Source organism: Plantactinospora sp. WMMB782, assembly GCF_049179135.1.
GTDB lineage: Bacteria > Actinomycetota > Actinomycetes > Mycobacteriales > Micromonosporaceae > Plantactinospora.
The window spans coordinates 762,438-776,275 of the sequence record NZ_JBMHMC010000007.1 but is presented as its reverse complement, the minus strand read 5'-3'; the positions used below and the strand labels follow the sequence as shown (position 1 = coordinate 776,275).

General features: G+C 73.1%; 7 protein-coding genes. 5 read left to right on the top strand and 2 right to left on the bottom strand.

Annotated features, from left to right (window positions below):
- Nucleotides 1-171 precede the first annotated feature (171 nt).
- Nucleotides 172-957: a hypothetical protein gene (locus ACN28A_RS05400; protein WP_421392965.1), complete on the bottom strand. Its 786-nt coding sequence runs from the start codon at nucleotides 955-957 to the stop codon at nucleotides 172-174.
- A 385-nt stretch (nucleotides 958-1,342) separates the two neighbouring features.
- Between ACN28A_RS05400 and ileS the strand changes: the two genes are divergently transcribed.
- A complete protein-coding gene (ileS, locus tag ACN28A_RS05395; protein WP_421392962.1) occupies nucleotides 1,343-4,489 on the top strand; it encodes an isoleucine--tRNA ligase in 3,147 nt (1,048 codons plus the stop codon).
- Between the two features lie 133 nt (nucleotides 4,490-4,622).
- The gene (locus ACN28A_RS05390) at nucleotides 4,623-5,309 is read left to right on the top strand and encodes a lysophospholipid acyltransferase family protein (protein WP_421392959.1); all 687 of its coding nucleotides are present in this window, start codon (nucleotides 4,623-4,625) and stop codon (nucleotides 5,307-5,309) included.
- A gap of 62 nt (nucleotides 5,310-5,371) precedes the next feature.
- On the opposite strand, the gene ACN28A_RS05385 is transcribed toward ACN28A_RS05390, so the two are convergent.
- Nucleotides 5,372-7,234 (bottom strand): hypothetical protein, encoded by a 1,863-nt coding sequence (locus ACN28A_RS05385; RefSeq protein WP_421392956.1) that lies wholly within the window; start codon nucleotides 7,232-7,234, stop codon nucleotides 5,372-5,374.
- Nucleotides 7,235-7,472: 238 nt separating this feature from the next.
- Here ACN28A_RS05385 and ACN28A_RS05380 point away from each other — a divergent pair, with 238 nt between their 5' ends.
- The 3 genes from ACN28A_RS05380 (at nucleotide 7,473) to ACN28A_RS05370 (ending at nucleotide 13,801) form a co-directional block, all read left to right on the top strand.
- Nucleotides 7,473-9,461 carry a TIGR03960 family B12-binding radical SAM protein gene (locus ACN28A_RS05380; protein WP_421392953.1) on the top strand — a complete coding sequence of 663 codons (1,989 nt, stop codon included), beginning with the start codon at nucleotides 7,473-7,475 and terminating at the stop codon, nucleotides 9,459-9,461.
- A gap of 136 nt (nucleotides 9,462-9,597) precedes the next feature.
- Nucleotides 9,598-10,344 carry a TIGR03936 family radical SAM-associated protein gene (locus ACN28A_RS05375; protein ID WP_421404163.1) on the top strand — a complete coding sequence of 249 codons (747 nt, stop codon included), beginning with the start codon at nucleotides 9,598-9,600 and terminating at the stop codon, nucleotides 10,342-10,344.
- 109 nt (nucleotides 10,345-10,453) lie between these two features.
- Nucleotides 10,454-13,801, top strand: coding sequence for an Rne/Rng family ribonuclease (locus tag ACN28A_RS05370; protein WP_421392950.1), 3,348 nt, complete (start codon nucleotides 10,454-10,456; stop codon nucleotides 13,799-13,801).
- Nucleotides 13,802-13,838 lie beyond the last annotated feature (37 nt).

Genomic DNA, 13,838 nt, shown 5'->3' with positions numbered 1-13,838 from the left:
GATCAGATCGGCCGAGCTGGCCGAACGCGCCGATCAGCCCCGCTCTGACCGACGACCGACGACCGACGACCGCGACGGGTACCCGGCCGGCCGGGACGGACCGGTGGCGGGCCGGGCGGGCGGCTGGCCGACGACCGTGACGGACTGTGGCTGGCCGCGACGGGCTGGTGGTCAGGAGGGGCTGGTGGCCGGTGCGGGCGATGGGCTGTCGTTCGGCGGAAGTGCCGCGAGGGCGGCCGAGGCGACCTCCAGCGCGGTCTGCCGGGCCAGCGAGGTCACCTTCGGGCCGTTGTCGCCCGGCCCCAGCTTGAGCACCCCGACGGTGAGCAGTAGCGGCCCGTGCGCGAGGACCAGGAGCGCCTCGCCGGGCAGGTACCCCAACTCCGGGTCGGGGCGGGCGCCGGGCACCGTACCGGTGGTCAGTCGGGCCCGGACCCCGTCGACCCGTACCACGGTGCTGGCCCGGCGGGCCTTCGTGTCGGTGTAGCTGAGCGTGAAATCCGCTGGGCAGCGGGCCGACCGGGCCCGCTCGGCGGTCCGCTCCGCCACGGTCGCGCTGGCGAACCCGGTCACCGTGATCTCGATGACCGTGGTCGGCAGCGTGACCCCGGCGAACGAGGGGACCGGGTTGACCTCGACCAGTCCGGCGAAGGTCGGCTCCGGCGGCGTGAACGACTCCCCGGGGCGGGGCTCGGCGGTGAGCATCCGGCAGGGCTCGATCTGCACCGAGCCGAGATCCCGCTCGGCGAGCAGCTCCGGCGGGGCTACCTCGCCCCGGGACCGGACCGCCGTCGCGAGGGCCGCGAGCACCGCCTCGGGTCCCTCGGGCGCCGCGGGTGTGACGCTCGGCGCTGCCGTCGGGGTCGAGGTCGGGGTCGGCGGCGGGGGTGGCTGCGGCGTACAGGCGGTGAGGGCGAGCAGCGCGGTCACGCCGGCCAGCAGTCTTCTGCTACGCATCCGATCCCCGTTCCGTGTGTCGTCGCGGCAGGCTAACCCGGGCGGCCCGAGCCACGCTTCCCGATTCCCGTCGGGCCAGCACCTCCGCCGGAGGTGTCCGGGCCGGGGATATCGGGTGGGGGCGGGTTGGCAGGTCGAGTATCGTTGACGGGCACAGGCGTCGACCCGGCCATCACCGGCGAGCCTCCGGAAGAACAGGTGGAAACACCCCAGTAGAACCGGACGGGACCGGCCCGTCACAGCCGGCCAACGAGCGGGTGGTCGATCTCCGGCCGCCAAGCGGGGTGGTACCGCGGGTCCACGCGGCGCGCCGGTTCCCGGCGTACCGGAGGGCTCGTCCTCGCAGACCACGAACGGTGAGCTGCGACGAGGAGAACGACCCGCGATGGCGTACCCGAAGAACGCCCCCGCCGGCACGGGCGTGCCGGCCAGTCCCGACCTGCCGGCGGTCGAGCAGCGCGTGCTCGAACACTGGGCGGCCGACAAGACCTTCGAAGCCAGCGTCGAGGCCCGCGACCCGGGCCCGGACGGCGGCAACGAGTACGTCTTCTACGACGGCCCGCCGTTCGCCAACGGGCTGCCGCACTACGGCCACCTGCTGACCGGCTACGTCAAGGACCTGGTGCCGAGATACCAGACGATGCGAGGCCGGCGGGTGGAACGCCGCTTCGGCTGGGACTGCCACGGCCTGCCGGCCGAGGTGGAGGCGGAGAAGCAGCTCGGCATCACCACCAAGGCGGAGATCCTCGACCTCGGCGTCGGTCGGTTCAACGACGCCTGCCGCAGCTCGGTGCTGGCCTACACCCGGGACTGGGAGCGGTACGTCAACCGGCAGGCCCGCTGGGTCGACTTCGGCAACGACTACAAGACGCTCGACCTCAGCTACATGGAGAGCGTCATGTGGGCGTTCCGCCAGCTCCACGACAAGGGGCTGGTCTACGAGGGGTTCAGCGTGCTGGCGTACTGCTGGCGTTGCGAGACCCCGCTGTCGAACACCGAGACCCGGATGGACGACGTCTACCGGGACCGGCACGACCCGACCCTGACGCTCTGGTTCGAACTGACCCCGGACGAGAACGCCCCGGAGCCGCTGCGCGGGCCGGTCCGGGTCGGCGTCTGGACCACCACCCCGTGGACGCTGCCGTCCAACCTGGCGCTCGCGGTCGGCCCGGACATCGAGTACGCGGTACTGGAGCGGGACGGCCGGCACCACGTCGTCGGCGCCGCCCGGCTCGGGGCGTACGCGAAGGAGCTGGACGGGTACACGCAGGTCGGCACCGTGCACGGCCGGGACCTGGTCGGCCGCCGCTACACGCCGCTCTACGACTTCCTGGTCGAGCGGGGCGGGCCGAACGCCTACCAGGTGCTCGGCGCGGAGTTCGTCACCACCGAGGACGGCACCGGGGTGGTGCACCTGGCCCCGGCCTTCGGCGAGGACGACCAGAAGGCGTGCAACGCGGCCGGCATCCCGACCGTGGTGACCGTGGACGACCACACCCGGTTCACCGCGCTGGTCCCGCCGTATGTCGGCGAGCAGGTCTTCGACGTGAACAAGTCGGTGATCAGGGAGCTGAAGGAGCGCGGGGTGGTGCTCCGGCAGGACACCTACACGCACGCGTACCCGCACTGCTGGCGCTGTGACACCCCGCTGGTCTACAAGGCGGTCTCCTCCTGGTTCGTGGCCGTGACCAAGGTCAAGGACCGGATGCTGGAGCTGAACCAGCAGATCAACTGGACGCCGGGACACGTCCGGGACGGCTCGTTCGGCAAGTGGCTGGCGAACGCCCGGGACTGGTCGATCAGCCGCAACCGGTTCTGGGGCTCGCCGATCCCGGTCTGGAAGTCGGACGACCCGCAGTACCCGAGGGTCGACGTCTACGGCTCGCTCGCCGAGCTGGAGGCCGACTTCGGGGTCAGGGTCACCGACCTGCACCGGCCCGGCATCGACGAGCTGACCCGGCCCAACCCGGACGACCCGACCGGGCGTTCCACCATGCGCCGGGTGCCGGAGGTGCTGGACTGCTGGTTCGAGTCCGGTTCGATGCCGTTCGCCCAGGTGCACTATCCGTTCGAGAACCGGGAGTGGTTCGAGCACCACTACCCGGGGGACTTCATCGTCGAGTACGTCCCGCAGGTGCGGGGCTGGTTCTACACCATGCACGTACTGGCGACCGCGCTCTTCGACCGGCCGGCGTTCCGGAACAGCGTGGTGCACGGCATCGTGCTCGGCTCGGACGGGCGCAAGATGTCCAAGAGCCTGCGCAACTATCCGGACGTCTACGAGATGTTCGACAGCTACGGCTCGGACGCGATGCGCTGGACGCTGATGTCCTCGCCGGTGCTGCGCGGCGGCGACGTGGTGGTCAGCGAGACGACGATCCGGGACTCGGTACGCCAGGTCCTGCTGCCGTACTGGAACGTCTGGTACTTCTTCTCGCTCTACGCCAACGCGGAGGGCTACCAGGCGAGGCGGCGGACGGACTCGGCGCACCTGCTCGACCGGTACGTGCTGGCCAAGACCCGGGAGCTGGTCGAGACGACCCAGGCGCAGCTGGACGGCTACGACATCTCCGGCGCCTGCGGCACGGTCCGGTCCTTCCTGGACGCGCTGACCAACTGGTACGTCCGGCGGTCCCGGGACCGGTTCTGGTCCGGCGACCGCGACGCCTTCGACACCCTCTACACGGTGCTGGAGACGGTCAGCCGGGTGCTCGCCCCGCTGGCCCCGCTCACCGCCGAGGAGGTCTGGCGCGGGCTGACCGGGGAACGGTCGGTGCACCTGGCCGACTGGCCGGACGCCGCCGAGTTCCCGGCCGACCACGAGCTGGTCGCCGCGATGGACGCCATCCGGTCGGTCGCCTCGGCGGCGCTGTCGCTGCGCAAGGCGAAGGGCCTGCGGGTACGGCTGCCGCTGTCGTCGCTGACCGTGGCCACCCCGGCCGCGGCCACCCTGCGCCCCTTCGCCGACCTGGTCGCCGACGAGGTGAACGTCAAGGCGGTCACGTTCAGCGAGGAGCTGGCCAGCTACTGCGAGCAGGTGCTCACGGTGGTGCCCCGGGCACTCGGCCCCCGGGTCGGCAAGCAGGTGCAGGCTGTGATCAAGGCGGTCAAGTCCGGCGACTGGGCGCTTGTCGACGGCGTACCGGAGGCGGCCGGGGTGCGGCTGGAGCCGGGCGAGTACGAGCTGAAGCTGGTGCCCGCCGACGCCGAGCACTCGGCTCCGCTGCCCGGCGCGGAGGGGGTGGTGGTGCTGGACACCACGGTCACCCCGGAACTCGCCGCCGAGGGGCTGGCCCGGGACGTCGTACGGGTGGTGCAGCAGGCGCGTCGGGACGCCGGGCTGGACGTCTCGGACCGGGTCGAGGTGCGGCTGGCCGCCGGGGCGGAGGTGGTCGCGGCGGTCGGCGCGTACCGGGACTTCGTGGCCCGGGAGGTGCTGGCCGACTCGGTCGACTTCGCCGACCAGCTCGACGGCTTCGCCGGTGAGGTCGGCGACGGCGACCGGGTGACGGTGACGGTACGCCGCAGCTGAGCCGGCCCGGGGGCGGGGCCGTCGGGGCATTGTCCGGCCGGTCCGGGTGGGTGATCGAGACGGTCAGCTACGCGGACCGGCCGGGCGTCGGTTAACGTGACACCGCCCGATCACCTCGACCGCCGGAGGTCCCGTGCCGCTGCTCTACACCATCGGCCAGTACACCGTGGGCACCGCGATGCGGGTTGGCTGGCGTCCGACAGTGGATGGCCTGGAGAACGTCCCGGCGACCGGCGGGGCGATCTTCGCGGGCAACCACCTCTCGGTCGCCGACGAGTTGTTCCTCGGTTCGGTGGTGCCCAGGCACATCGCCTTCTGGGCCAAGTCCGAGTACTTCACCGGCACCGGACTGCGGGGCTGGTTCACCCGTTCCGTGATAAGCGGGCTGGGCGCGATCCGGGTGGAGCGGGCCGGCGGCCGGGCCGCGCTCTCCGCGTTCGACGGGGCGATCCCGGTGCTGCGCGCCGGTGACCTGGTGGCGATCTATCCCGAGGGCACCCGGTCGCCGGACGGGCGCCTCTACCGGGGACGTACCGGGGTGGCCAGGCTGGCGTTGGCCGCCGAGGTGCCGGTGATCCCGGTCGGGATGATCGGCACCGAGCGGGTGCAGCCGATAGGTGTCCGGGTGCCCCGGCTCGGCACCGGCAAGGTGACGGTCCGGTTCGGCAAGCCGATGGACTTCACCGGCCGCCCCAGCGACCGGACGTCGCTGCGGCAGATCACCGACGAGATCATGACGGGGATCCAGGAGCTGACCGGGCAGGAGTACGTGCCCCGGTACGCTCCGGCCCGCAACGCGGCCGAGAACGGCGGCTCCTAGCCGCTCGGAGCGGGCGGCCTCCTGACCGTCCCGGGGCGGGGCCGTGCGGACGGCCCCGCCGGTCAGCTCGTGCCGGCGTTGTCGGTCCCCGAGCCGACCGGGTCCCGGACGATGATGTTGTCCCGCAGCGTGCTCAGCAGCTCGGAGCTGTCCGCGATCGACAGCCGGGTGAACAGGGCGGTGGCCAGGCTGCCGTGGTCGGCCCAGGTGCAGATCACCACCTCGTCGCCGTTGACGGTGCCGGTGCCGCAGCTGCGGTACTCGCCGCGTACCCCGGTCGGCACCGGCTCGACCGAGGTGACCGCGTACTCGTCCTGGAGCCGGGTGAGTTCGTCCTGCACCGCCGACTCGGGACTGAGCTGGAAGCCGGTGCTGCCGAAGATCACCACCCGCTTGCCGTTCGAGGCCCGGTAGACCCCGGCGAACGCCTCGCCACCGCTGAGCCAGTTCCGTGCCCGAACCTCCTGCTTCAACTGCTCGGCGGTCTGCCGGCCGTCCGCGTTGTCCAACAGCCGCAGGTCGAGTACCTCGCTCGGCAGCGGATCCACGGGTGAGGCGGGGTACTGGTCCCAGATCGGCTTGGCGTAGTACGCCGGGATGCCACAGCAGCAGACGATGGTGAGCAGGGTCAGCGTGAACATCACCCGGGGCCAGCGCCGCCGACGGCGTACCGGCGGAGCGGGAGCGGGCGGCGCCTTGCGGACCGGCGGCGCCTCCGGCCGGCGCCGCTGCTTCGCCGGTCGGGGCGGGGCGGCCGGTGGTGGCGGCTTCCGAGGCGCGGGCGGTGCCGGGGGCCGGGCCGACTGTGCGGGCGGCCGGGCCGACTGTGCGGGCGGCCGGGCCGGCGGGGGAGGAGGTGGTGGTGCCGGCTGCGCCGCGGGTCCCGGGCGCGGCGCCGGGCCACCGTGCGGTCGTGGTCCTGGATGCGACGGTGGCGGCGGCGGTGGGACGGGTGGCGCGGGGAAGCGGCGGGTCACCGGCAGTTGCCGGGCCGGGGGCGGGCTGACCGGCGCGTCGTAGCCGACCGGCGGGTGCTGGGGGACCGGCTGTGCATGACCACCGACCGGCGGGTGGGGTGCCGGCTGCGGATGGCCGTGCCCACCGGGCGGCGGGTACGGCTGGTGCGCCTCCCACGGGTCGTCGGCGGCGCCCGCCCACGGGTCGACCGGGGTGGGAATCTCGTCCTCGTCCAGCTCGACCTCTGGCATCCGCAGGGTCGGGTCCACCGGTTGGGTCCGGGCCGTCGGTGCCGCCGGAGCCTCGACCTCCTCGGCCTCGCCCCGGAGCCAGCGACGCTTACCCGGCGGCCGGGGCGGTGGTACGGCCGCCGAGCCGGTCCAGCGCGGCGCGGCCACCCGGGTCGGCGCCGGCCCCTCGTCGTCGGCGGACGGTGCCGGTGTCTCCGTTCCGGTGGGCGGTGCCGGTGTCTCCGTTCCGGCGGACGGTGCCGGTGTCTCCGTTCCGGTGGGCGGTGCGGGCGTTCCGGTCCCGGACGGATCCAGGGCGGCGGTGGCCCCGGGCGGCGGGGTGGGCCGGGTCGGCAGGTCGAGGTCGACGTCGGAATTCTCGGCGAGGTCGGTGTCGGTGTCGGTGCGCGGGGAAGCGTCCGGTTCCGCCGGTGCCACGTCCACGGTCCGCGCCGAAACCTCTGCGGACTTCGGAGGGACCGGCACGGCCGGATCGGCCGGCTCGGCCGGCTCACCGACCCGGGCCTCCGGCTGCTCGCCGCCCTGGTCGTCCGGCTGCTCGCCGCTCCGGTCGTCCGGCTCGACGGCTCGGCCGTCCGGCCGGTCACCTGTCCGGGCGGGCTGGTCGCCGGCCGCCAGCGTCGCCGTTCCGTCGGCCGGGGGTGGACCGGCCGGAGCTGGACCGGCCGACGTGGCTCGGCCCGCCGGTGCGGTCTCCTCCGGCTGCGGTTGGGGCATCGTGCGGATCTCCTCTCGCGCCCGTCCGAGGTTAGTACCGCCCGACCAATCGGTCGTTGCCCGCCGGATCGTACGAGGGTCGGCGACGGCGGGGAAATTCCGGCGAGCCGGCGAGCGGGGAGGTGCCCGGCGAAACCACGCAACCGGCCACCGGCGGGGACTACCGCAGCGGGTCGCGAGCGTGCCGCGTACTCTGGATGGTTGGTCGGTGTTCCAGCACATTGTCCCGGGAGGTTCCATGAGCGCCGCGTCGTCCGCCGCGGGGAAGTCTGCGGCGATGACGGTCTGGCCGCAGCTCGAGCAGCTGCTGCCCCAGGTCAGCAAGCCGATCCAGTACGTCGGCGGTGAGCTGGGCGCGGTGGTCAAGGACTGGGACTCGGCCGTCGTCCGATGGGCGCTGATGTATCCGGACGCCTACGAGGTGGGGCTGCCGAACCAGGGCGTGCAGATCCTCTACGAGGTGCTCAACGAGCAGCCGGACGTACTCGCCGAGCGGACGTACGCGGTCTGGCCGGACCTGGAGCGGCTGATGCGGGCGCACCGCGTGCCGCAGTTCACCGTCGAGGCGCACCGGCCGGTCGGCGCGTTCGACCTGTTCGGGATCTCGTTCGCCACCGAACTCGGCTACACCAACCTGCTCACCGCGATCGACCTGGCCGGCATCCCGCTGCTGTCGGCCGACCGCACCGACGCGGACCCGGTGATCGTGGCCGGCGGGCACGCCGCGTTCAACCCCGAGCCGATCGCCGACTTCGTCGACGCGGCGGTGCTCGGCGACGGCGAGGAAGCCGTACTGGAGATCACCGAGATCGTCCGGGGCTGGAAGGCCGAGGGCAGCCCCGGCGGGCGGGACGAGCTGCTGCTCCGGCTGGCCCGGACCGAGAGCGTCTACGTGCCGCGCTTCTACGACGTCGACTACCTGCCCGACGGCCGGATCCAGCGGGTCGTGCCGAACCGGGCGGACGTGCCGTTCCGGGTACACAAGCGGACGACAATGGACCTGGACGCCTGGCCGTACCCGAAGAAGCCGATCGTGCCGCTCGCCGAGACGGTGCACGAGCGGTACGCGGTGGAGATCTTCCGGGGCTGCACCCGGGGCTGCCGGTTCTGCCAGGCCGGCATGATCACCCGTCCGGTACGGGAGCGTTCGATCACCACTGTCGGGCAGATGGTGCGGGACGGGCTGGAGTACTCCGGCTTCTCCGAGGTGGGGCTCCTGTCGCTCTCGTCGGCCGACCACTCGGAGATCGGCGACATGTGCTCCGGCCTGGCCCAGCAGTACGAGGGCACGAACGTCTCGCTCTCGCTGCCGTCCACCCGGGTCGACGCCTTCAACATCGACCTGGCCCAGGAGCTGTCCCGCAACGGCCGGCGTACCGGGCTCACCTTCGCCCCGGAGGGCGGCTCGGAGCGGATCCGCAAGGTGATCAACAAGATGGTGTCGGAGGAGGACCTCATCCGCACCGTGGTCACCGCCTACACCAACGGCTGGCGGCAGGTGAAGCTCTACTTCATGTGCGGGTTGCCGACGGAGGAGGACGAAGACGTCCTGCAGATCGCCCGGCTCGCGCACGAGGTGATCAAGGCCGGACGGGCGGCCACCGGCTCCAGGGACATCCGTTGCACGGTGTCGATCGGCGGCTTCGTACCCAAGCCGCACACCCCGTTCCAGTGGGCCCGGATGGAGCGGCCCGAGGTGATCGACAACCGGCTCAAGCTGCTCAAGCAGGCGATCAACTCCGACCGGTCGCTCGGCCGGGCGATCGGCTACCGCTACCACGACGGCGAGCCGTCGCTGATCGAGGGACTGCTCAGCCGGGGCGACCGGCGGGTCGGTGCGGTCATCCGGCGGGTCTGGGAGAACGGCGGCCGGTTCGACGGCTGGAGCGAGCACTTCTCCTACCAGCGCTGGGTGGACGCCGCCGCCGAGGTGCTGCCGGCCCTCGGGGTGGACCTCGACTGGTACACCGTCCGGGAGCGGGAGCAGGCCGAGGTGCTGCCCTGGGACCACCTCGACTCCGGGCTGGACAAGGACTGGCTCTGGCAGGACTGGCAGGACGCCCTGACCGGCTACGAGCAGGACGACTGCCGGTGGACCCCGTGCTTCGACTGCGGTGTCTGCCCGTCCATGGACACCGAGATCCAGATCGGCCCGACCGGCAGGAAACTGCTGCCGGTGACGCCGGTGAACACCGGCCTGCGGATGCCCGCCGGCGCCGGACACTGACCCAGGCCGTCCGGCGGAACACCCGGTTCCGCCTCGGACGGCCCACCCCCTGCACCTTCGGTACCCGAGGAGCGGCACGATCAGCAGGAAACCACAGCCCGAGGGCGGCCAGGCGCCGGTCGTACAGCGGATCCGGATCAGGTACGCCAAGCGTGGGCCGCTGCGGTTCACCTCACACCGGGACTTCGCCCGGGCCTTCGAGCGCGCGTTGCGCCGGGCCGGCGTACCGGTGGCGTTCTCCCAGGGCTTCACCCCGCACCCGAAGATCTCCTACGCCAGCGCCGCCCCGACCGGGGTGGCCAGCGAGGCGGAGTACCTCGAAATCGGGCTCCAGCAGCCGGTCGAGCCGCACGTGTTGCTCACCGCCCTGGACGCCGGGCTGTCGCCCGGACTCGACGTACTCGATGCGGTGGTGGCCGGCAGCGGCAGCCTGGCCGACCGGATCGACGCGTCCCGCTGGCGGATTGAACTGTCCGGTATCGAGCCGGATGTCCTCCGCATCGCTGTCTCGTCCTTTATGGCCGCCCCGGAAGTGCTGGTCGAGCGGATGACCAAGCAGGGGCGACGGGTCTTCGACACGCGGGCCGCCGTGGCGACCATCGATGTGATCGAGAGGACCGAGGCACCTTCCGGGGTCGCGGGCGTACCGTGTGCGATACTCGAGGTGGTCGTGCGGCAGGTCACCCCGTCCGTACGACCCGATGACGTCCTTTCCGGCCTCCGCGTGGTGGCCGACCTGGAGCCGCCGGTGCCGCCGCAGGCGACCCGGCTGGCGCAGGGCACGCTGACCGCGCAGGGGGAGATCGTGGATCCGTTGGAGGCGGATCGCGACGGGACCGCCATCGACGAACGCCAGCCGGAAGTCCGGCCGGCGGTCAGGTAGGCAGACTTCGGCGACCCGGTCTCCTTGACGCGTCACCGGAAACACTTTGCGGCAACCCTGCGTGGCAGCGCTCACCCGCGCCCGGGGACGCCAGAACTGGAGAACGTCCATGCTCGAGAACGAGCCAGAGGGCGGAGAACGGACCGGCGCGGAGCCGACCGTCGACGCCACCACCGCAAGCGACAGCACCGAGCGCACGAACCCGCCGGACGCCCCGGCGCAGGCCGGCACCGCGCAGGGCGGTGCCGCGCAGAGCGCCTCCGCACAAGGTGCGACCGCGGAGGACGGTGCCGCGCAGAGCGGCACCGCACAGGACGGTGCCGTGCCGGGGGCGACCGCGCAGGACGGTGTCGCGGAGGCGCCGGCGCGGCGGCGTACCACCCGGCGCCGAACCGCCAGCACGGCGAGCGAGCCGGCGCCGACCGGGATACCGGCCGAGGCGCCCAGCAGCACCCGGGCGACCAGCGGCGAGGCCACCGACGCCGAGGTACTGGCACCGATGGCCGCCGGCATCGAGCCGGCGCCGAAGGCGACCCGGCGGCGGCGCAAGGCCACCACGGCGGACAGGAAGGACGACACCGGACTTCCGGCCACCGGGACCGCTCCGATCGGTGGGACGGCTCCGGCCGCCGAGACGACTGCGGGGGCGACCCCGGCCGCCGAGCCGGCCCCAGTTGGTGGGACCGGCGCGACTCCGACCGGCGCGGCCGCTGGTCCGGGCAGCTCCGCTGCGGGTGTCGAGGACGCGGCGGCCGGCGAGCCCGTACCGCCGGTGAAGGTGACCCGGACCCGGCGGAAGAAGGCGGCGTCGCCCGCCGCGCCGACCGAGGCCGCCGGCAACCCGCCGACGGCTGCCGAGAGTGTCCCGGCGGTGGCCGAGAGCTCCTCGGTGGCTGCCGAGGGTGTTCCGGCGATGGCCGGCGAGATGCCGGTGACCCGCGCCGATGCCGATGCCGATGCCGATGCTGGCACTGGTGCCGGTGTGTCCGGCCGGTCTGAGCTGACCGGCGGGGCCGGCCTGCCGGCGACCGCCGAGGCGGCCGAGGACGAGCCCGGGGCAGCGGTGGTGCCCCGGGGGCGTCGACGCCGCGCCGCGCTCTCCGCGCCCACGGTGCTGTTCATGGCCCCCGAGGCGGAGACGGAGACCGCGCCGGCCCGGGTCGCCCCGGTCGCCGAACCCGTTCCGACGGCCCGGCCGGCCGAGGCAGAGGCCGAGGGCGAGCCGGTGGAGCCGGTCGAGGGCACCCGGCGGCGCCGCCGGGGACGGCGCGGGGCCGAACCGGCCGTGCCGGACGCCGAGGCCGAGGCCGGGACGGCGGCAGTCGTCGCCGACCAGGAGGCCCCGGACCTGACGGACTCCGAGGCGGAGATTGACTCGGACGCCGACCTCGACTCGGACGACGAGAGTGCGGCGGCCCGGCGCCGGCGTCGACGCGGTCGCCGGGGACGCGGCCGGGGCAAGGGCGGCGCGGACGACGTCGACGACGCCGAGGAGAGCGACGAGCCGGCGGCACAGGTCGAGACCGCTGCCGACGATGACGAGGACGACGAAGGCGAGAACGGTGACGGGGTGACCCGGCGCCGCCGTCGACGTCGGCGCAAGGGTGCCGGCGACACCGACGGCACGGCCGAGGACGGCGTACACACCGTCATCAAGATCCGCGAGCCTCGCAAGAGCGCGGACGAGGTGCAGGGCGTCTCCGGCTCGACCCGACTGGAGGCCAAGCGGCAGCGCCGCCGGGACGGTCGCGAGCAGCGGCGTACCCGCCCGCCGATCCTCAGCGAGTCGGAGTTCCTGGCCCGCCGGGAGGCGGTCGACCGGGTGATGGCGGTACGCCAGCGCGGCGACCGCACCCAGATCGCCGTACTGGAGGACGGGGTGCTGGTCGAGCACTACGTCACCCGGGCCTCCGCCGGCACGATGGCCGGCAACGTCTATCTGGGCAAGGTGCAGAACGTGCTGCCCAGCATGGAGGCGGCCTTCGTCGACGTCGGGCGGGGCCGCAACGCGGTGCTCTACGCCGGCGAGGTCAACTGGGACAGCAGTGGCCTGGAGGGGCGGGCCCGCTCGATCGAGCAGGCGCTGCGCTCCGGCGACTCGGTGCTGGTGCAGGTCACCAAGGACCCGATCGGGCACAAGGGCGCCCGGCTGACCAGCCACATCGCGCTCTCCGGGCGGCACCTGGTCTACGTACCCCACGGCAACGCCTCCGGGATCAGCCGCAAGCTGCCGGACACCGAGCGCAAGCGGCTGCGCGACATCCTGAAGAAGCTGGTGCCGGACGGTGCCGGCGTGATCGTCCGGACCGCGGCCGAGGGAGCCAGCGAGGACGAGCTGGCCCGGGACGTGAAGCGGCTCCAGGCGCAGTGGGAGGACATCCAGGCCAAGGCGGCCGAGGGTGGCGCCCCGGTACTGCTCTACGAGGAGCCCGACCTGGTGATCCGGGTGGTCCGGGACCTGTTCAACGAGGACTTCCGCGAGCTGGTCGTGCAGGGTGACGAGTCGTACGAGATGGTCGAGTCCTACCTCTCGCACGTCTCGCCGGACCTGGTGCCCCGGCTGCGCCGGCACACCGGTGCCGGGGACGTCTTCGCCGAGCGGCGGATCGACGAGCAGATCCTCAAGGGGCTGGACCGGAAGGTCTTCCTGCCCTCCGGCGGTCACCTGGTGATCGACCGTACCGAGGCGATGACGGTGATCGACGTCAACACCGGCAAGTACACCGGTGCCGGCGGCAACCTGGAGGAGACGGTCACCCGGAACAACCTGGAGGCGGCCGAGGAGATCGTCCGGCAGCTCCGGCTCCGCGACCTCGGCGGCATCGTCGTGATCGACTTCATCGACATGGTGCTGGAGTCGAACCGCGAGCTGGTGCTGCGCCGGCTCACCGAGTGCCTGGGCCGGGACCGGACCAAGCACCAGGTGACCGAGATCACCTCGCTCGGCCTGGTCCAGATGACCCGGAAGCGGATCGGTGCCGGGCTGCTGGAGGCGTTCAGCGAGACCTGCGACTGCTGCAAGGGCCGCGGCCTGATCATCCACACCGAGCCGGTGCCGGAGAAGTCCCGGCCGGGCGGCGGTGACAAGGTCAAGGCGGTCGCCTCGGCCACCGGTACCCCGACGTCGGCCGGGAACGCCACCCCGGAGGCGCCGGCCGGTGGCGGTCGACGCCGGGGCCGCAAGGCGGCCGCACCGGAGCGGGTCGTCGTCGAGGTCTCGGAGTACGAGGACACCATGGGGTACGACCTGTCCCGCTACGAGGTGGACAGCGACGGCCCCGGGGCCGGAGACGTCGCCGAGGCCGGGCCGGCCGAGTCGATGCGGCTGGCCGGTGCCGGTGACCCGGACGGTATCGAGGACGGCGGTGACCCGGACGCGGAGGCCGACGGTGCGGAGGTCGGCGGCGGCCGTCGCCGGGCCCGGCGCGGTGGCACCCGCCGCCGTACCCGCCCCTGACGGCGTGCTGTGGCCCGTCCGCGCCGTACCCGGCCCT